This is a genomic window from Sphaerimonospora cavernae (assembly GCF_042435035.1).
GTDB classification, from domain to species: domain Bacteria; phylum Actinomycetota; class Actinomycetes; order Streptosporangiales; family Streptosporangiaceae; genus Sphaerimonospora; species Sphaerimonospora cavernae.
This window is the reverse complement of the sequence record NZ_JBHMQT010000044.1, coordinates 255,196-273,351: the sequence shown is the minus strand read 5'-3', so window position 1 is coordinate 273,351 and position 18,156 is coordinate 255,196. Positions and strand designations below refer to the sequence as shown.

The 18,156-nt window shown below is 69.3% G+C and carries 16 protein-coding genes; 7 read left to right on the top strand and 9 right to left on the bottom strand.

Going from position 1 to position 18,156, the window contains the following annotated elements:
• Nucleotides 1-50 precede the first annotated feature (50 nt).
• The gene (gene icmB, locus ACFHYQ_RS21320; RefSeq protein ID WP_394302891.1) at nt 51-452 is read right to left on the bottom strand and encodes a coenzyme B12-dependent isobutyryl CoA mutase small subunit; all 402 of its coding nucleotides are present in this window, start codon (nt 450-452) and stop codon (nt 51-53) included.
• A gap of 431 nt (nt 453-883) precedes the next feature.
• Between icmB and ACFHYQ_RS21315 the strand changes: the two genes are divergently transcribed.
• Nucleotides 884-1,741 carry a hypothetical protein gene (locus ACFHYQ_RS21315; protein WP_394302890.1) on the top strand — a complete coding sequence of 286 codons (858 nt, stop codon included), beginning with the start codon at nt 884-886 and terminating at the stop codon, nt 1,739-1,741.
• Nucleotides 1,742-1,743: 2 nt separating this feature from the next.
• Here ACFHYQ_RS21315 and pcrA read toward each other — a convergent pair whose 3' ends face one another.
• The gene (gene pcrA / locus ACFHYQ_RS21310) at nt 1,744-4,038 is read right to left on the bottom strand and encodes a DNA helicase PcrA (RefSeq protein WP_394303026.1); all 2,295 of its coding nucleotides are present in this window, start codon (nt 4,036-4,038) and stop codon (nt 1,744-1,746) included.
• A 135-nt stretch (nt 4,039-4,173) separates the two neighbouring features.
• Here pcrA and ACFHYQ_RS21305 point away from each other — a divergent pair, with 135 nt between their 5' ends.
• From ACFHYQ_RS21305 to ACFHYQ_RS21295, 3 genes are read left to right on the top strand one after another with little or no spacing between them, the layout of a single operon-like run.
• Complete coding sequence (locus tag ACFHYQ_RS21305; RefSeq protein WP_394302889.1) at nt 4,174-4,893, top strand: PIG-L deacetylase family protein; 720 nt, start codon at nt 4,174-4,176, stop codon at nt 4,891-4,893.
• A gap of 59 nt (nt 4,894-4,952) precedes the next feature.
• On the top strand, nt 4,953-5,231 hold the full coding sequence (locus tag ACFHYQ_RS21300; RefSeq protein ID WP_394302888.1) for a hypothetical protein: 279 nt from the start codon (nt 4,953-4,955) through the stop codon (nt 5,229-5,231).
• Between the two features lie 5 nt (nt 5,232-5,236).
• The gene (locus tag ACFHYQ_RS21295; protein WP_394302887.1) at nt 5,237-5,539 is read left to right on the top strand and encodes a CopG family antitoxin; all 303 of its coding nucleotides are present in this window, start codon (nt 5,237-5,239) and stop codon (nt 5,537-5,539) included.
• A gap of 18 nt (nt 5,540-5,557) precedes the next feature.
• Here ACFHYQ_RS21295 and ACFHYQ_RS21290 read toward each other — a convergent pair whose 3' ends face one another.
• The 3 genes from ACFHYQ_RS21290 to ACFHYQ_RS21280 all read right to left on the bottom strand — a co-directional run bounded on the left by ACFHYQ_RS21290 (nt 5,558) and on the right by ACFHYQ_RS21280 (nt 8,262).
• Nucleotides 5,558-6,319: a CPBP family glutamic-type intramembrane protease gene (locus tag ACFHYQ_RS21290; protein WP_394302886.1), complete on the bottom strand. Its 762-nt coding sequence runs from the start codon at nt 6,317-6,319 to the stop codon at nt 5,558-5,560.
• A 68-nt stretch (nt 6,320-6,387) separates the two neighbouring features.
• On the bottom strand, nt 6,388-7,026 hold the full coding sequence (locus tag ACFHYQ_RS21285) for a response regulator (RefSeq protein ID WP_394302885.1): 639 nt from the start codon (nt 7,024-7,026) through the stop codon (nt 6,388-6,390).
• 30 nt (nt 7,027-7,056) lie between these two features.
• Nucleotides 7,057-8,262: an ATP-binding protein gene (locus ACFHYQ_RS21280; protein WP_394303025.1), complete on the bottom strand. Its 1,206-nt coding sequence runs from the start codon at nt 8,260-8,262 to the stop codon at nt 7,057-7,059.
• Nucleotides 8,263-8,406: 144 nt separating this feature from the next.
• On the opposite strand from ACFHYQ_RS21280, the gene ACFHYQ_RS21275 reads away from it, so the two are divergent.
• Nucleotides 8,407-9,972 (top strand): PspC domain-containing protein, encoded by a 1,566-nt coding sequence (locus ACFHYQ_RS21275; RefSeq protein ID WP_394302884.1) that lies wholly within the window; start codon nt 8,407-8,409, stop codon nt 9,970-9,972.
• Nucleotides 9,962-10,234, top strand: coding sequence for a hypothetical protein (locus tag ACFHYQ_RS21270; protein ID WP_394302883.1), 273 nt, complete (start codon nt 9,962-9,964; stop codon nt 10,232-10,234). The genes ACFHYQ_RS21275 and ACFHYQ_RS21270 overlap by 11 nt, the downstream gene beginning before the upstream one ends.
• Before the next feature lie 365 nt (nt 10,235-10,599).
• Here ACFHYQ_RS21270 and ACFHYQ_RS21265 read toward each other — a convergent pair whose 3' ends face one another.
• Nucleotides 10,600-11,640 (bottom strand): sulfotransferase family protein, encoded by a 1,041-nt coding sequence (locus tag ACFHYQ_RS21265; RefSeq protein ID WP_394302882.1) that lies wholly within the window; start codon nt 11,638-11,640, stop codon nt 10,600-10,602.
• A gap of 57 nt (nt 11,641-11,697) precedes the next feature.
• The gene (locus tag ACFHYQ_RS21260) at nt 11,698-12,573 is read right to left on the bottom strand and encodes a CDP-alcohol phosphatidyltransferase family protein (protein WP_204017743.1); all 876 of its coding nucleotides are present in this window, start codon (nt 12,571-12,573) and stop codon (nt 11,698-11,700) included.
• A gap of 153 nt (nt 12,574-12,726) precedes the next feature.
• On the opposite strand from ACFHYQ_RS21260, the gene ACFHYQ_RS21255 reads away from it, so the two are divergent.
• Nucleotides 12,727-14,304, top strand: a complete 1,578-nt coding sequence (locus ACFHYQ_RS21255) for a stealth family protein (RefSeq protein ID WP_394302881.1) — start codon at nt 12,727-12,729, stop codon at nt 14,302-14,304.
• Here the strand turns inward: ACFHYQ_RS21255 and ACFHYQ_RS21250 are convergent.
• Together ACFHYQ_RS21250 and ACFHYQ_RS21245 are read right to left on the bottom strand one after the other, a co-directional pair.
• The gene (locus ACFHYQ_RS21250; RefSeq protein WP_394302880.1) at nt 14,297-15,778 is read right to left on the bottom strand and encodes a glycosyltransferase family 39 protein; all 1,482 of its coding nucleotides are present in this window, start codon (nt 15,776-15,778) and stop codon (nt 14,297-14,299) included. The two genes, ACFHYQ_RS21255 and ACFHYQ_RS21250, sit on opposite strands and share 8 nt — an antisense overlap.
• Entirely contained in the window at nt 15,775-18,087 is a 2,313-nt protein-coding gene (locus ACFHYQ_RS21245; RefSeq protein WP_394302879.1) for a CDP-glycerol glycerophosphotransferase family protein, read from the bottom strand. The genes ACFHYQ_RS21250 and ACFHYQ_RS21245 overlap by 4 nt, the downstream gene beginning before the upstream one ends.
• Nucleotides 18,088-18,156: the final 69 nt, after the last annotated feature.

Here is an 18,156-nt window from a genome sequence, read left to right as displayed (position 1 = left end):
GCTGATCTGCACGATGTTGTGACATGTCAGGGCTTGTCGTGTTGCTGGGCCTAGACGGTCGCGGGCACCGTGGCGCGGACCCACTCGACGATCTCCTGTGTCGAGGCGCCGGGAGTGAAGATCCTGGCGACCCCCAACCGTCGCAGTTCGGGAATGTCGGCCTCTGGAATGATCCCACCGCCGAACACCACGATGTCCTCGGCGTCCTGCTCCCGGAGGAGTTCAAACACCCGGGCGAAGAGCGTCATGTGGGCCCCGGACAGAATCGACAGCCCGATGGCCGCCGCGTCCTCCTGGATCGCCGTCCACACGATCTGCTCCGGCGTCTGGTGCAGCCCGGTGTAGATGACCTCCATGCCGGCGTCGCGCAGCGCCCTCGCCACGACCTTCACGCCCCGATCGTGCCCGTCGAGTCCGGGCTTGGCGACGACGACCCGGATTCTGCCCGCCATGGTGACCCCCCGCCCATTCACTGCCGCTGCCCGCAGGCTGATTCCCGCCCCTCGCGCCGTTCACGCCATCGGCGGACATTCCGATTCCGGTCGTGCCCGGTGAATCGGCCGAGCCGAGCGGGATGAGCACCCCGGCCCGTTCACCAGGCCCGTTCACCAGGCCCGTTCACCAGGCCCCGGGCCGACGGCATGTTCCGTACGGCGTTCGCGAGACGCCCGTCGCCCTCCTCTACCGAGGCCCCACGTCACGCCGCCGGCTTCCTTCAAAGGGGAAGCCATTCAAGCGCGCGGACCGATAACGCGACTTGGCGTCTCCACTCACACGAAAAATCCACAATAAATGCCGACTTTTGTGACTTTACCGTGATCATTACTCGGCATGATGTCACGATCACCCCAACAGACGGGGTGCATTACGGGAGGAATCACTCATGAGGCGATTAATCGCCACTTTGGCATGCACGGCTGCCATCGGTGCGGTGGCCCCCGCGCTGGCCACACCCGCGCATGCCCAGGCACCCGCCGCCGACCCGGTGAGCGCGCTCAAGAAGCAGTTCGTCACCGGCCACGGCGTGGCCTTCTCCGAGCGGACCACGCTCGGCGACGGCGACTACTCGACCGTCATGGTCCGCCGCACCGGCAAGTTCCTGTTCGGCAAGCGCGGCGTCGCCGCCTCGGACATCTCCACCAAGTTCAACCTCACAGCCAGCCAGCGTGAGGACCTGTCCGAGGAGATCAGGGACTTCTTCGCGCCGGAGCAGACCATCCGCGTCGGCACCACGGCCTACTTCAAGGGCGGATTCTTCGGTTCGTTCCTGCCCGCGGACAAGACCTGGCTCAGGATCCCGGGTGGCCCCCAGTCCGGCGCGGTCGGCACCATGGGCCAGGTCATCGGCGTCACCGAGCCCGAGACCCTGAAGACGCTGCTCGCGCATGGCAAGAAGGTCTCCGGGGGCTACACCGGCACCACCACGTTCGGCGAGCTGTGGAAGGTGTCGAAGTGGTTCCGCGGCACGCTGTTCGACCAGAAGCCCAAAGCCGCCCAGTCCAAGACAAAGGTGACCTGGAAGCTGTTCACCAACGCGAAGGGGGTCGTGACCCGGGTCGTCAGCTCCCACAGCGGGTCCGCGAGCGGCCTGTCGGGCTCGAAGCTGACCACGGACACGGTCTTCACCGGCTGGGGCCGAACGGTCTCCATCAAGGCCCCCGCGGCCAAGGACGTCGCCAGCATCACCGACCTCGACCTCGACACGGAGGACACCTCCATCCCCTCCGTGACCATTAACTAGTCCTAGAGTTTTTCGATCGGGGCGTAGGCGAGGAGCAGCGTCTTCTCGCCTACGCCACCGAAGTCGATCTTCGCCTGAGCCCGGGGGCCCATGCCGTCGACGCTGATCACCGTGCCCAGGCCGAAGGCGTCATGTGTGACCCGGTCCCCCGGCGCCAGGTTCGGCACACTGCCCGCTCCCTTTCTCGCCGGGGCGGCAGCCGTACGGGACGAACGGGCGTCCGTTCGGAAACCCGCGCTGTCCCGGGACGTGGCGGCCGACCTGGCATCCTTGGCCGGATCCGTACGCCACTCGACGAGATCGCCGGGAACCTCCGCCAGGAACCGCGAAGCCGGGTTGAACGAGGGCGAACCCCACGAGGACCGGACGGCGGCCCGGGACAGGTAGAGCCGACGCTCGGCCCGGGTGATGCCCACGTAGGCCAGGCGACGTTCCTCTTCCAGCTCCTTCACGTCGCCCATCGAGCGCATGTGCGGGAAGACCCCGTCTTCCATCCCGGTGAGGAACACCACGGGAAACTCCAGGCCCTTGGCGGTGTGCAGGGTCATCAGCGTGACGACGCCACCGTGGTCGTCCCCGTCGGGACCGCGGTCGCTCGGGGGGACGACCCCCCCAGGCCCTCCAGACAGCTGGTCGGCGTCGGCGACGAGCGCGACCTGCTCCAGGAAGTCGACCAGCGTGCCGTTCTCATTCGCCTCCCCGAACTCGGCAGCCACCGAGATCAGCTCGTTGAGGTTCTCCAGGCGGCTCTCGTCCTGCGGATCCCGTGAGCCCTCCAGCTCGGCCCGATAGCCGGTGGCGTTCAGCACCTCCTCGGCGAGCTCCGCCGGCGGCAGCTCCCTGCTCCGCAAGTGATCGAGCAGCGCCGTGAACTCCTTGATCGCGTTGATCGACCGGGTGGCCATGCCAGGCGCCTCGCCCACCCGGAGCAATCCCTCCCAGAAACTGATCCGCTCCCGGTTCGCGAACGCCTCGATCATCGCCTCGGCCCGCTCGCCGATACCGCGCTTGGGCACGTTGAGAATGCGCCGCAGCGACACCGTGTCGTTCGGGTTGGCCAGGACCCGCAGATAGGCGAGCAGGTCCTTGACCTCCTTGCGCTCGTAGAACCGCACTCCGCCGACAACCTTGTACGGCAGGCCGGTGCGAATGAAGATCTCCTCGAACACGCGGGAGGCGGCGTTCGTCCGGTAGAAGATCGCGACCTGGCCGGGCGTGATCCCGTGCTCATCGGTGAGCCGGTCGACCTCCTGGGCGACGAACATGGCCTCGTCGTGCTCGTTGTCCGCCACATACCCGATGATCTTCGGTCCGGCGCCCTGGTCCGACCACAGACTCTTGGGCTTGCGGCCCTCGTTGCGGGCGATCACCGCGTTGGCCGCGTTGAGGATCGTCTGCGTGGACCGGTAGTTCTGCTCCAGCAGGATCGCCCGCGCGGCCGGATAGTCCCGTTCGAACTCCAGGATGTTGCGGATCGTCGCCCCGCGGAAGGCGTAGATCGACTGGTCGGCGTCGCCGACCACCACCAGCTCCGCCGGGTCGACGCCGGCGCCCTCCCGGACCAGGTCCCCGTCGGCGGTCCTGAGCTCCGGCCGCCCCACCAGCTCGCGGACCAGCACGTACTGCGCGTGGTTCGTGTCCTGGTACTCGTCGACCAGCACGTGCCGGAACCGCCGCCGGTAGTGCTCGGCCACCTCCGGGAAGAGCTGGAACAGGGTGACCGTCAGCATGATCAGGTCGTCGAAGTCCATCGCGCCGGCCTCGGTCAGCCGCCGCTGGTAGGTCCGGTACGCCTCGGCCAGCGTGCGCTCCAGATGCGTCCCGGCGCGCTCGCCCGCCGTCTCATAGTCGATCAGCTCGTTCTTGAAGTTGCTGACCTGCGCGGAGAACGAACGCGGCGGATAGCGCTTGGGATCGAGATCGAGCTCGCGGCAGACCATCGCCATGAGCCGCTGGGAGTCGGCCTGATCGTAGATCGAGAAGCTGGAGGTGAACCCCAGCCGCTTGGCCTCGCGCCGCAGGATGCGCACGCAGGCGCTGTGGAAGGTCATCACCCACATGGCCCCGGAGCGCGGCCCCACCAGCCGCTCGACCCGGTCCTTCATCTCCCGGGCCGCCTTGTTCGTGAAGGTGATCGCGAGGATCTCCCCCGGATGGACGTCACGCTCGGCCAGCAGGTGCGCGATGCGATGGGTGAGCACCCGCGTCTTGCCGGATCCGGCTCCGGCGACGATCAGCAGGGGACTGCCCCGGTGGAGGACGGCCTCGCGCTGCTGCTGGTTGAGGCCGTCGAGCAAGGGGTGGGCGGTGGCGTCGGCTCGGGTGGACACGTGACAAGGGTATGGCGGTCCACCGACATCCGGTGCCGGACCGTTCCACCCGATCGCTTTGCTTCCCCTTTAAGGTGGGTGGCGAGGACGAGGAGGCCGCAGATGCTGGACGAAGCCGAGCTCAACCGGGTGCTCGTGGTCATGGCGCACCCCGACGACATCGATTTCGGTGGCGCGGGGACGATCGCCAAGCTCACCGACGCCGGAAAGGAGGTCGTGTACTGCCTGGTCACCGATGGCGACGCGGGCGGGTTCGACCGGGACCTCGACAACGGCGGCATGGCCGCCCTCCGCCGCGCCGAGCAGACCACCGCGGCCAAGTGCGTCGGCGTCACCGATCTCCGCTTCCTCGGCTACCGGGACGGGACGGTCGAGCAGACCCTGGGCCTGCGGCGCGACATCACCCGGGTGATCCGGCAGGTGCGTCCCGACCTCGTCATCACGTCCACACCCGAACGCAACTACGTCCGGCTCGGCCCGAGCCACCCCGATCACCGGGCCGTCGGCGGCGCCACCCTCGACGCTGTCTACCCCGACGCCCGCAACCCGTACGCCTTCTCGGAACTGCTGACCGACGAGGGCCTGGAGGCCTGGACCGTACGCGAGGTGTGGCTGTCCGGCACGATGACCCCGGACCACTTCGTGGACGTCACCGCGACCGTCGACCGGAAGATCGCCGCACTGCGGGCGCATGAGAGCCAGACCGCGCACATGGCCGACCTGGAGGGCATGGTGAAGGGCTGGCTCGCGGCGAACGCGTCGGAGGCCGGTCTCCCCGAGGGCACCTACGCCGAGGCCTTCCACCTCGTCGTGACCGCCTGATCTCGTACGCTCCGACCGCACACCACAAATCGTAATTCGAATGTAGTACAGTGCCTGGGGTGGGGTACCGGGAAATCCACTGGACCGAGCGATCTGAAGACCACATCGCCCGGCATGGCATCACGCCGAAGGAAGTAGAGCAAGCGCTGTTCACCCGGCCTCGGTTCGAGGCTCCGGGTCGCGACGAGAGCACTTTGATCTACGGTACGACTGATGCAGGGCGATACGTGCTGATCGTCGCGGTGGACAGCACCGTCGAACCGGATGCCTGGTACATAGCCACCACACGGGACATGACTGCAAGCAAGAAGCGACCGTTCATCCAGAAGGCGAGGTGAGGACCATGACACGAGACAAGATCGACGAACTGGCCGCCTACTACGACGAACACGACACGACAGCGGAGCTGGACCAGGCCACTCCACGTGAACCGGCGCCTGCCGACGAGGTGATGATCGTCACTTCACTGCGGCTGCCGAAGGCGGTTATGGATCAGGTACGGGAGCGAGCGCAGGATCGCGGGGTCAAGCCCACGGCGCTCATCCGTGAATGGGTGGAGGCGGCTCTGGCTCGAGAGGACGCCGTGGTACCTATCAGTGTGATCATGGCTGCGGTCGGCGAATATCAGCACAGACGCGCCTCATAGCCGACGCTGCGACTGCTGTCACGGGCGCTGCGCGTCGACCCTCCTGGCCAGCCTGGCGGCGAGGTAGCCGAGCGAGTTCGTGGCGAGGTGGCACAGTGAGGGCGCGAGCAGCCCACCGCGGCGACGCAGCTCATGGAAGAACAGCCCGGCGACCCCAGTCGACAGGACCGTCCCCGCGACCAGCCGTACGGCCCCGGGCACCGCCACCTGTGCTGTCCCAGGTGCTGCTCCCGACACTGTCTCCGGCGCTGTTGGCGGCGCGGCCGAGCTCTCCGCCGAGGCGAGGCGGCTCAGCGCCGGGTTGGCGCGCGCCATGTCGATGGCGGGCAGCACGTGCCACAGCCCGAAGAGCGCGGCCGAGGCGGCGGCTGCCGTACGCGACGGGAGCGGGCGGCCGGAAGGCCCGTGCGACGCGAGCAGCGCGGGCAGGACGCCGCGGAAGGCGACCTCCTCGAGCAGGACCGTCCCCACGGGCACCTGGAGCAGGACCTCCTCGGCCAGCCGTCCGCGCGAGAGCGCGAGCGCCCGCTCGTCGAGGAACAGCGGCCTGGTCCGGGGCAGGGCGACGCCGGCCGCGTAGACCGCCGCAACCCCCGCGGCGAGCGTGCCACCGAGGCGGGCGCCGCACCCTTCGATGCCCAGGTCCCGAAGGCTCAGGCCCTCACGCCGGGCCAGCCCGATCAGGACGGCGGTCGTGACCGCCGACGTCAGCGGCGCCCAGCGTCTGGCGACCCGGTTGTTCAGCACGTTCGCGGCCGCGAGAAGCCCCAAAGAGCACACGACCGGATCCGTACGCCCCACTATTGGCCCACAAGATCATATTGACGCTAACGGGCGTCGACTCCGAATCAGACGAGGCGCCGCGCGGTGGCCCAGCGGGACAGCTCGTGCCGGTTGGAGAGCTGAAGCTTGCGCAGCACGCTCGACACATGCGTCTCGACCGTCTTCACCGAGATGAACAGCTCCTTGGCGATCTCCTTGTACGCGTAGCCGCGCGCGATGAGCCGCAGCACCTCGCGCTCGCGCTGGGTGAGCGAGTCGAGCTCCGGGTCGATGGGCGGCGCCTCCGTCGACGCGAACGCGTCGAGCACGAACCCGGCCAGCCGCGGCGAGAAGACCGCGTCGCCCTCGGACACCCGGATGATCGCGTCGGTCAGCTCGCCGCCGCTGATGGTCTTGGTGACGTAGCCCCTGGCCCCGCCCCGGATGACCCCGATCACGTCCTCCGCCGCGTCCGACACCGACAGCGCGAGGAAGCGGACCTGGGCGCCCGAGCCGATGACCCGCCGCAGCACTTCCTGGCCGCCGCCACCCGGCATGTGCACGTCCAGCAGCACCACGTCGGGCGCCAGCTCGGCGATCGCCTTCACCGCCGAATCCACGTCCTCCGCCTCGCCGACGACCTGGATCGACGGCCCCAGCTCGGCGCGTACCCCGGACCGGAACAGCCGATGATCGTCGACGATCAGCACACGTACGGTCTTCATGATCCCCTCATTGTCACCGCGACACCGAGGTCACGGATTCCTCTTCATCGTCAGCATGACCTCGGTCCCGTCACCGGGCTCGGTCCTGATCCGGGCGCTGCCGCCGTTCCGCTCCATCCTGCCGATGATCGACTGCCGGATGCCCATCCGGTCCTCCGGCACGTCGTCGAGCACGAAGCCCTTGCCCCGGTCCCTGATGAACACCGTCACCTCCTCCGGCTCCACCTCGGCATAGACGGATATGACCGAAGCCTCACTGTATTTCGCCGCGTTCACCATCGCCTGTCGCGCGGCGTGGAGCAAGGCCACCAGGCCCTCGGTCAGCTCGCAGTCACCCACACAGACCACCTCGATATGCACGCCGTGGGCGTCCTCCTCCTCGGCGGCGACTCGCCGTACGGCCGCGGCGAGCGTGGCATCGGCGTCCTGCTTCGGCTGGTAGAGCCAGTTGCGCAGCTCCCGCTCCTGCGACCGGGCGAGCCGCGTCACCTCGCGCGAGTCGTGCGCGTTGCGCTGGATCAGCGTCAGCGTGTGGAGCACCGAGTCGTGCACGTGGGCGGCCATCTCGGCCCGCTCCTCCTGCCTGATGCGCTCGGTGCGCTCACGCTGGAGCTCCTGGATGAGGGAGGCGAGCCACGGCGCGGCGATCATCGCGATGCCGCCGACGACGACGGCGGTGAAGACCAGCCCGGTGCCGGCCTTGGCGAGCTCGCCGCTCGCGGCGAGGAAGCCGATCGCGCCCACGACGACCAGCAGCGCCCCGATGCTCGTACGGACCCAGGTCGCGTTGACCTGCTGGACCGCGCCGCTCATCCAACGCTGCCGCCGGTCCGGGTCGGCCTGTTGCCACAGGATCAGCGCGCCGACGCCCCCGATCGCCAGCGGCCAGGTGCCGTACCCCCCACTGGGCGCGCCGGTCAGCCAGCCGAAAGCGGCGAGCACCAGCCACAGCACCCCGTACGCCGCGAGCTGACCCCAGTCCCGGCCGGGCACGCGTCCCTTGAGCTGCTCCTTGGGCGTGAACATCCACAGCGCGGCGTAGGCCGCGAAACCGAGCCCGTCGACGACGGTGAGCAGTACGAAAGCCAGCCGCATCACCACCGGATCGAGCCGGAGCTGGGCCGCGGCGCCCTGGGCCACTCCGGCGATCACCCGGCCCGTCATGGGCCGGACAAGCCTGGGCGGCGCCTCCGGGGCGCTGGGCATCGTCGCGTTAGGCATCGTCGCGTTAGGCATCTCAGACATCTCGGGAAGCATCGTCACACGCCACGGCCGCCGCCCGCATCAGGGCCCGCCCTGGTCCTCCCCCCGAGAGGTCGGGGATGAGTCAGGGGTTACCCCGATGGTGGGCGGGTGGCGTGCGCCGCCAGGATTGGGAGCATGACCGAAGCGCCGACCACCCCTGCCGCCGATCCCGGGCCGGACCCCGCCGCCGGTCCGGAGCCGGAGCGGGTGCTGAGCCGCGACGGCTCGGGCCGCATGCTGACCGGGGTGTGTGCGGGCCTCGGCAGGTTCACCGGCATGGACCCGGTGCTGTTCCGGGTCGGTTTCGCCGTGCTGGTCCTCGCCTCCGGCACCGGCATCCTGCTGTACGTCGCCGCGTTCCTGCTGATGCGACAGCCCGGCGGGCAGCCCGGCCACCTGGAGCAGTGGACCCGCCGGCTGTTCGACGCCGAGACCGTGCTCGCGCTGATGGCGGCGGTCTTCGCACTCGGTCTGATCATCAACGTCGGGTCGGGCGGGGTCAACAAGGGCACGATCGTGATCGGCACGCTGCTGGCCATCGTGCTGCTCGCCGCGCACGCACGCGGCGTGGACCTGCGCTCGCTGGTCAAGTCGATGCCGGAACGCGCGACCGGACGGCGCGGCACGAGGCCCTCGGGCGTCCCGACACCCGCGATGCCGGCGACGGCGACGTTCCCCCAGCCAGGCCCCCAGCCAGGCCCCCAGCCAGGCCCTCAGCCGACCACGCAGCCGGCCACGCAGCCGTACGGCCCAGGGCCTGCCGACGGACCGGTGTCCCCCCGGCAGCCCTACGGCGGCGGCTCCCGACAGGAGCCTGGTGCGGCAGCGGCCTTCCACGGCTCCGGCATCCGTGCTCCGGAACACCCCGCTCCGGAACACCTTGGTGCCAATCCCCCGAATCCGGCGCCGGCGGGCTACCGGCGGCTGTCGGATCTGGCGCGGGAGGCTCGCGCCGGCACGCACGGCTACACCGCTGGCGAACCGTACGCCCCACATGGCCCGTACGCCCCGCGGCAGCCCCGCCAACCCATGCCGACGGAGTCGTACCGGCCGGTGCCGCCGCCCCCGGCCCGGGTGAAGGTCGAGCGACCCAAGTCTTTCATCGGCGGACTCACCATCTGCCTCGCCCTGCTGATTGGAGGGATCATGGTTGCGGTGCAGCAGTCAGGCACCGGTTCGGTCAGTCTGCCGGTGATCGGCGGGACGGTCCTCGTCACGATCGGGGCGGGCCTGCTCGTCGCGACGTGGTTCGGCCGGGGCGCGGCACTCGTCGCCGCCGGCACGATCGTGTCGCTCGTTCTGGTCGCGGGATCGACGATGAACGGCATTCCTAGGAAGGTCGGCAGCTTCGTCTGGCACCCGGTGAACGTCTCGCAGGCCGCGACGGACTACACGCTGGGCATAGGCGAGGGCCGACTCGACCTGAGCGACCTCGCTCTCCGGCCCGGCACCCGGGTCAGGTTCAACGCGTCGGTGTCGGTCGGGCAGCTCACGGTGATCGTGCCGGCGACCGCACGGGTGGAGGTGCACGGGTACGCCCGGCTGGGCGAGGTGAAGATCGACCACAGGGTCGAGGACGGTACGGACGTTCGATTCGACCGGGTGCTCGAGCCCGAGGTGACCGGAACGACCGACGCGCCCACCATCGAGCTCCACGTGCGGGCGGGGATCGGCGATGTGGAGGTGCGCCGTGCCGCCTGACCGGAAGGTCGAACGCCTCCGCCGGGTCCACCGGACCGACTGGATGGCGCTGCTCAGCGGGCTGCTGTTCATCGGCGTCGGCATCCGCTACCTGATCGGCCCCGCTCCCGATCCCGTCATCATGATCCCCGTGCTCATCGGCGGTTTGGGGTTCGCCGCGTTCGTCGCCATCCTCGCCAAGGCGCTGCGTCGTGATCCGCCTACTCCGCCGCCTTTTCCAGCACCCCCACCACGCCCACAACCCCACCACCCCCAGGCGTGATCTTGCAATTACTCGCACACATCCCGCCTGACCTGGGACGTCTCGCTTCGTGATATTGCAGAAACTCGCACGCCCACCCTCCGACCTCGCGTTTTCCCATTCGTGATCTCGCACTCAATCGAATGACGTCAACTACAAGATCACAAATGGCGTTCACCCAGGTCAGGCCGCACCGTTGCGAGAAACCGCAAGATCACGAACCATGTTAGGGCAGGTCAGTGGCGCTCCTTGCAAGTTTTTGCAAGATCACGCGCGGGGTGGGAGGGGGGTGGGCGGGAGTCGGAGACAACGGTCGGAGGTGTATGGGGGGTGGAAGCGTGCTGAGCGGGGGTTGAGGGGTTTGGGGGTTGGCGGAAGGATGCGGCTCAGCGGGGCAGGAGTTCCGCTGACCGCTGCCTAGGGAGGCCGGCGAGCATGCGCTGACCATCGGTGAGCAGGGCGGCGGTCGGGCCGGGCTCACGCAGCCTGGTCAGCCGGTCCCGGTTGTACTTGCGGGCCCGTGCCGTACGACGCTTGCTCACCGCCGACTTGAAAGCGGCCACGTGCTCGCGGTCGGCCCGCGGCGCGCCGGTCAGCTCATAGCCGAGTGAGCTCAGCCGCTCTCCCAGCACGTCCTCGCAGAGCGCGATCTCCCACGGCTCCAGCTTGCTGACCCACTTGCCGGCGTGGGCCGTGGTGACCTCGCGATGGGTGTTGCTGTGCCAGACCTTGTGCCTGGGCACCGCCACCTCCGCCATGTGTCGTGGCTCGCACATCGCGGGGTCGTAGTCCTCGCCGATGAACGCGCACAGCTTCGCCAACTCGGTCTCGGGATCGGCGGTCAGGTCCTCGTACCGCAGCTGGTAGAAGCTGTCCTCCGGCAGCTTGCGCGCGTGGCGGCGGCCGAAGTCGATGGCCTCGGCCCAGTTGGCGGCCGCGTGGAAGGTGTCCGGCTTGTACCAGGGCATCTCCTTCAGCGAGGCGATGCAGTCGCGGCCGTCCCTGATCAGGTGGATGAACTGGGCGTCGGGGAACATCCGCATCAGCATCTCGACGTGCCGGTAGTAGCTCGGCCGCTTGTCCCCCCAGCGCGGCTTGCCGAACCGCTCCGCGTAGCACTTGAACACCATCCCGATGACCGAGCCGAAGCTGCCCGGCCCGAGCATGGCGGCGTGGACGAACTCCCCCGCGTCCAGGCCCAGCTCACGGAACTTGGTGTTGCGCCCCTCTGCGATCCAGGTGGCGAGCCTGCGGCGGTTGTCCGCCAGCCGCATGTCGCCGTACGCGCGGCGCGAGAAGTAGGCCGGGACCAGGAAGCGGGTCTCCGGCGGTACGGCGACGCGCGGGTGCGAGTGCAGCATGAGCTGCAGCATGGTGGTACCGGAACGCGGGCAACCGACGACGAAAATCGGCCTGTCCGACTGCATGTGATCTATCCCCCCGTGATGAATGCGATTCAGTGAAACCCGGCTGAACCGGCCGAATCAGACAAGGATCTTCTCCTTCTCGGGCTCGCTCTGCGGGATCTGCCGAGCGGCCAGCCAGACGCGGTAGACGAGCGACATCTCGAAGGCCAGCAGCAACGTGCCGGCTCCGATCGTGACCGGCACCAGGGCCCATGATCCGAGCACCGGGGCCACCACGAACACCGCGGCGTGAAACTCGATCCCGCTCACGACGTGCGTACGCACCCGCCGCCGGACCAGGAACACCCGGAACCGGTCGTACCAGGGAAACCGGGCATGGAACTCCTTCTGTAGGTCGATGATCTTGCGGCCGTCCTCGACCTCGTCCGCCAGTTGTCCGACCTCGGTGCGCGGCCGGCTGCCCAGGACGCTCTCCACGAACACGCAGTCCGCGTCCATTCGGGCCTGAGCCAGGCTGCGCGTGGCCTCCTTGACCCGCTTGAGCTGCGGGCCGTTGATGTAGCGGAACAGGTCGAGCACGACGATGCCGACGGCGGCCAGCATGTAGTCGGTGTCTCCGGTCCTGGTGTACTCCCCGAACCCCAGGCCGAAGGCACAGCAGACCACTCTGATGCGGTCGCCGACATAGTCGAGCCAGAGGCCGAACGGCGTGCCGGTGCCCTTGAGCCGGGCGATTTTCCCGTCCATGCAGTCGACCATGAAGCTCAGGTAGAACAGCACCGCGCCCAGGAGCAGCGCGCCCTCGAGGAACGCCGCCGCCGAGGCGAAGCCGCCCAGCATCGACAGCCGGGTCAGTGTGTTGGGTGTGATCTTGGTGTGGTTCGCCACGAGCAACGCCAGCCGACAGGCGAGCGGATCGACCATGAAAACGGTCCACCACGAGTCTCTCGGCTTGCGTGCCGCCAGGATGTCGTCGAGCGTGAAACGTCCCATGCAGCAAGAATGACTACAGTGCGTGTCTGATCACATGCAAATCGGAAACAGGTGGGCCATCTCGTTGCGACTTCTTGACCATTGCGGGAAGTAGGTAAATCGACCGCCAAACGAGTGGCGGATCGGTTACAGTCCGTGCTCAAGGGGGAGACCATGGCGGTTGTTGCGTTGTGTCGGCGGCTGCAGAGACGGCTGCCATCGTGGGAGACCGCGCCGCGCGCGGCGCTGGTCCGCGCGGATGCGAGTCCGCTACAGGCCCGGCGCGAGACGCTCGACCTGGTCTGCTCGCTGTTGTCTGATGCCGGGGTGGGTTTCTTCTGTGTCCGGCCGGTGCCCGGTCGTCCTCCGGTGATCGCGGTCGAGGCCGGCGAGCGGGTCCGTGCGCTCGACGCGCTCGCCCGGTGCGGCGCCCTGCCGCTGCTCGCCGGGCCACAGCCGTACGGCAGGCAGGTGCCGCGGACGGCGGACACCGAGCCGATGCGCCCGATCCGGCGCGCGGCGGCCATCCTGCGGGACACCTCGATCGTGCGGCTGGCCGTCGAATTCACCAGCCCGTCGCGGACGCTGACACTCGGCGCTGAGCACGGCTGCGATCTGGAGTTCTGGTCACGCGAGGGCGGCGTGCTGGTGGCGCCCAGGCCGAACGGCGCCTGCGATGTCGTCCCGGCCGACGGCGAGATCGTGGAGGGCGGCGAGGAGTTGTTCAACACGCTCGTGTCGGCCGCCCGGCGCGCGCGTGTCTATCCGACCCGGCCGGAGTTCACCCGGCGGCTGCTCAGCGATATCGACTTCCCGATCGACGCCGTCTACACCTGGGTCGACGGCGCCGACCCGGCGTGGCGTGCCCGTCGCGACCGGGCGCTCGGCGGGGCGCGGACGGCTTTCGGCGGGCTCAGCGAGATGGCCACGACGGAGGCACGGTTCACCAGCCGTGACGAGTTGCGCTACTCGCTGCGCTCGCTGTGGATGTACGCCCCCTGGGTCAATCGCGTGTGGATCGTGTCCGACGGGCAGACGCCTCCGTGGCTGGACGGCTCGCATCCGATGGTGACGGTGGTGGACCACAAGGAGATCTTCACCGATCCCTCGGCGCTGCCGGTGTTCAACTCCCACGCGATCGAGACGCAACTCCATCACATCGACGGGCTGTCGGAGCACTTCCTCTACCTGAACGACGATTTCTTCCTCGGCCGCCCGCTGTCACCGCACACGTTCTTCGAGGCGAACGGGGTGTCTCGTTTCTTCCTCAGCCTGGTCCACGTCCCGTTCGGAGCGCCGGAGCATGAGGAGTCCCCGGTCCACGCGGCCGGCATGAACAACCGGCGCATCCTGGAGCAGCTGTCCGGCCGAACGCTGACGCAGAAGCTCAAGCACGTGCCGTACGCGCTGCGCAGGTCGCTGATGTACGAGATGGAGGAACGGTTCGCGGCGGAGTTCGAGGCGACGGCGCGCAGCGCGTTCCGCACGACCTCCGACATCTCGGCCGTCTCGTCGCTGGCGCATTATTACGCCTATCTCACCGGCCGGGCGGTGCCGGGGATCGTGGACTACACGTACGTGGACCTGTCGGTGCCGAAGACCCCGGGCAAGCTGCATCGGATGCTGGCGCGCCGTAGACACGACGTGTTCTGCCTCAACGACACCGCCCCGACCACCTCCGAGCAGGACGCCCTGCTGGCCGATTTCCTGGAGGCGTACTTCCCCACTCCGGCACCCTTCGAGCTCAGCTGAGCGGACGGTTCGGGCCGGGGCTCGATCCGGGGCTCCCTCCGGCCGAGTATCGGGCGACGAACATGCCGCGGAAGGTCCATCGACCGGTCGGGACGAAGGACCGGCGCAGCAGGTCGAACCGCCTGCTCGAAAGGGCGGCCTTTCCGGCGTGGCCCACCACCCAGATAGTGCGCAGACCGGCGAGGCGGTCGGCCAGCACGCGGCGGCCGGCCTCCCGGCCGCGGAAGCTGCCGTCGCTCTCGGGGGAGCGGGCCAGCGCCACGTCGTCGAGGCGTTCGAAGACCCCCGGATACACCACCGCGTACTTTCTGGCCTTACCCGGGGCGAACAGAACTCCATCCCCCGGCCGCGCGGCCGACGCGAGCAGCGCCATGACCGGGCGTGGGTCGTCCTGCCGGCCGTCCGGCCCCCGGGCATCGAGCTGCCCCGGGATCGACAGGCCCAGCCAGGCCACCGCCAGTACGGCTACCGCCGCCCGCCGGACCAGGGCATGGGACAGCGCAGAGGGCAGCACGGCGAGCCCCGCCCCGACCAGCAGCGCGGCAGCGGGAAGGCAGCAGAACACGTAGCGGAACACGTAGACGGGGTGGGCCGCCCACGAGACGGCCAGCAGCACCAGCGGCGGCACGAGCAGCCACGGCAGCGTCAGCGCGAGGAGATCTCGTCCGCCGCTGGTCCGTACGCATAGTGCGACGCCGAGCAGGGCGAGCGCCCAGGCCAGTGGGGCGACGCCCAGCCACGCCGGGTGCGCGGCGCCGACGTCGCCGAAGAGTTCGACGGCGAGCATGCCCGTCTCCGCGGGACCCGGCCGGGGGATCCAGCCGATCTGGGCGGTCTGCCGCGACGCCAGCCACACCAGCGGCCCCACCACGGCGAGTGCCCCCGCGGCCGCCCCGCACCAGCGCCACACCGGCCCCCTCGACAGCGCCACATAGACGCCGTGCACCCCCGCCACCAGGAACGCGAACAGGTTGACGTAGCCCAGCGCGGCCAGCGCGACGCCGTACAGCGTGAAGGCGGCGGCGGACGGCCCGCGTACCGCGCGCAGCAGCAGCAGGGTCACGCCGATGGTCGCGGCCATGGCCAGCGGGTACGGCCTGGCCTCCTGAACGTAGCGGGAGAAGATCGGCATCGTGGCCATCAGCATCCCGCCGTACAGGCCCGCCCGCCGGTGTCCCAGCGCCCGCCCGAGGGCGCCCACGCCGGCCGCGGCCAGCGCCCCGGCGACGACCGAGGGCAGCCGCAGCACCACCTCGCCGGTCCCGAACAGCGCCACGACGACGTGCATGAGCGCGTAGTAGAGGCCGTGGACCGCGTCGACCGCCTGGAGCAGGTGGAGCAGCTGATGCGGCGTCCGGATGACCGCGCTCAGGGTAGCGGCCTCATCCCGCCAGACCGGCGGTGAGGCCAGGTCCCACAGGCCGGCGACGAGCGCGAGGCCCGCCGGTGCGGCGATCGCGTACGGTCGCCTCATGTGAGCATGCGCGCCACCACTCGCGCGGATGCCTGCCCGTCGTCCCATGGGCAGAATTTTTCGCTGAAATCCTGATACCTGGCTTTGTACGATGTGAAGTCGTCGTATTTCAGGACTTGGGCGAGGTCGTCGGCCGTACGCACGATGGGCCCGGGCGCCTCGGACTCGAAGTCGAAGTAGAAACCTCGCACCTCGTCCCGATAGCGTTCCAGGTCCGGGGCGAGAAAGGCCATCGGTCTGCCCGTACCGGCGAAATCGAACATCGACGACGAGTAGTCGGTCACCAGCACATCGGCGGCGGCTAGCAGGTCCGCCATATCAGGAAATCTCGACACATCGAGGGCATTGCCGGGGAACGCGACCCGGTCGGCGACCAGATAATGTGCCCGGACCAGCAGCATGTCATCGCCATCCAGCGCCTCGGCCAGGGTCCCGGCGACGCCGCCGACGTCGAACGCCGACGACTCATCAGGGTGGATCAGCTCGTCGTCCCGCCAGGTAGGCGCGTAAAGGATCACTCGACGATCCTCCGGGACGCCCAGACGTTCACGTGCCGACCGCCGACGCTCCGGCCGGAACAGCAGATCGTTGCGGGGATAGCCGGACTCCAGCACCTCACCCGCGTAGCCGAAAGCCCGGCGCAGGATCGGCGTCGAGAACGGATTGGGCGAGAGCATCACATCCCAGGCCGCGACATGACGCCCCAGGTCCTCCTCGCGCACCCGCTGGGCGTACCGCATGCCCGCGAGGTCGCGGCCCAGCCGCTTGAGCGGGGTGCCGTGCCAGGTCTGCACGAACATCTGGCCGGGCCGCTTGCCGTACCACCTGGGTTGGGTGCGCCGGTTGGCCACGATGAAACGGCAGGTGTGCAGGGCCTCCTCGTGCTCGCGTGAGCCGTACAGGACCGTGCGCACCCTCATCCGCCCGCCGAGGGCCGGGACGGTGAACTGCCCGTCGCGGGTCACCCAGACCAGCTCCATGTCCGGGCGGCGCCGTGCCAGCTCCTCGGAGATCGCGCGGGGGTTGCAGGAGTACTGCCCGCCGCCGTAGCTGTCGAACAGGGCCGCGTCGACGAGCCTGGCGCCGCGCTTCCGGGCCGCCTCCCGGCGTCGGCGCGTCGAATACGGCCCGCGCTCGTGCGGGCCGAGGCCGGGCCGTACGGCGAGGCGGAGCTCGGCGGACCGGGTGGTCCGCAGGGTGACCTCGTGGACCGCGGTCCTATGCGGCTCAGGCAGGTCGGCCACCAGTGCCTGAGCCAACCGCACCGGCTCCCCACCGGTACACGCCCGCCAGGCGCCGCTTCGCAGCGGCAGTCCCTGCGCGGTCTCGCCGATGATCGCCGACCAGCGGTCCCCCTCACGGTGGACCGGCCAGGCGTGCCGCTCGTGCCCGCGTACCAGCATGATCATGCCGGCGTCGCCGTCGCCCGTCCCGGTCAGGACCAGTTCGTGCGCGTCGGTCCACTGGACGCCGGTGACCCTGTCCCCCTTCCAGGCGTGATCATCTTGGCGGGGAGCGACATCCTGGAGAATGAGCCCGCGGTCCCGGGACAGCATCACGGTGAGGCCATCCGCGTCGAAGGTCCGCTCCCCCGCGTGCCGGCCACCGGTCGCCCGGCCCGTCCGGGTCACGCCGCGGGCCGTGACCCGGGCGCGCAGCGTCCAGCGGCCCGTACGCCAGCCGGCCCGCCGGGCCGACCGGGCCAGCGCGGGCAGCTCGAGCTCGGCGAGAAAGCCGGAGTCGTCGTGGTTCACCGCGGACTGCCGGGAGTCGGCGGTCACGTCCGGTCTGGAGATCCGCCGGATCGGCAGCTCGATACGACTGCCCCCACGCTGAAGCCACACCTCTATCCGGCTGCGGCGGCTGTCCAGGTGGGTGATGTAGGCGTGGCCCGCGACGACGAGCCTGCCGTCGCGGTGCCGTACGTCGTCGACGCACGCCCGCAACTCGAAGTCGCGCCGCGCGTCGAAGAGGTCGGCGGGGATCCGGCCGTCCCCAAGGAGCGGATAATCGAGACACCAGCGTCGCCGCAGCAGCCCACGCCGGACCACCCCGCGATCAGCGATGTCCGACTCGGCGGCGAACCGCAGCACCTCAGCCAGCTCGTCCCACATGCCGTGCGTCACCAGGAAGAGCTGGAGCCGCCTGAGCGCCGGCAGTTCGCGTACGACCTCCGGATCCAGACGGGCCAGAACCGGAACGATGTCGGCGGCGAGCCGCGCCAGCCCCGCCGGGTCCTCGGCGTGATCGCAGAGTGAACCGAGACACGCCGCGACATACTCCTCGCCGTCGGCAGAGGCGTCGACCATTGAGCGTTCTGGCGGCGTCATCACAAGTGACAGGATGCCTACGAACCGTCACCAGACGCCGCCGGTTCA

Coding starts and splice junctions, on each gene's coding strand:
- icmB (WP_394302891.1), bottom strand. CDS start 452: ATGGCGGGCAGAATCCGGGTCGTCGTCGCCAAGCCCGGACTCGACGGG.
- ACFHYQ_RS21315 (WP_394302890.1), top strand. CDS start 884: ATGAGGCGATTAATCGCCACTTTGGCATGCACGGCTGCCATCGGTGCG.
- ACFHYQ_RS21305 (WP_394302889.1), top strand. CDS start 4,174: ATGCTGGACGAAGCCGAGCTCAACCGGGTGCTCGTGGTCATGGCGCAC.
- ACFHYQ_RS21295 (WP_394302887.1), top strand. CDS start 5,237: ATGACACGAGACAAGATCGACGAACTGGCCGCCTACTACGACGAACAC.
- ACFHYQ_RS21285 (WP_394302885.1), bottom strand. CDS start 7,026: ATGAAGACCGTACGTGTGCTGATCGTCGACGATCATCGGCTGTTCCGG.
- ACFHYQ_RS21280 (WP_394303025.1), bottom strand. CDS start 8,262: ATGCCTAACGCGACGATGCCTAACGCGACGATGCCCAGCGCCCCGGAG.
- ACFHYQ_RS21275 (WP_394302884.1), top strand. CDS start 8,407: ATGACCGAAGCGCCGACCACCCCTGCCGCCGATCCCGGGCCGGACCCC.
- ACFHYQ_RS21265 (WP_394302882.1), bottom strand. CDS start 11,640: ATGCAGTCGGACAGGCCGATTTTCGTCGTCGGTTGCCCGCGTTCCGGT.
- ACFHYQ_RS21260 (WP_204017743.1), bottom strand. CDS start 12,573: ATGGGACGTTTCACGCTCGACGACATCCTGGCGGCACGCAAGCCGAGA.
- ACFHYQ_RS21255 (WP_394302881.1), top strand. CDS start 12,727: ATGGCGGTTGTTGCGTTGTGTCGGCGGCTGCAGAGACGGCTGCCATCG.
- ACFHYQ_RS21250 (WP_394302880.1), bottom strand. CDS start 15,778: ATGAGGCGACCGTACGCGATCGCCGCACCGGCGGGCCTCGCGCTCGTC.
- ACFHYQ_RS21245 (WP_394302879.1), bottom strand. CDS start 18,087: ATGGTCGACGCCTCTGCCGACGGCGAGGAGTATGTCGCGGCGTGTCTC.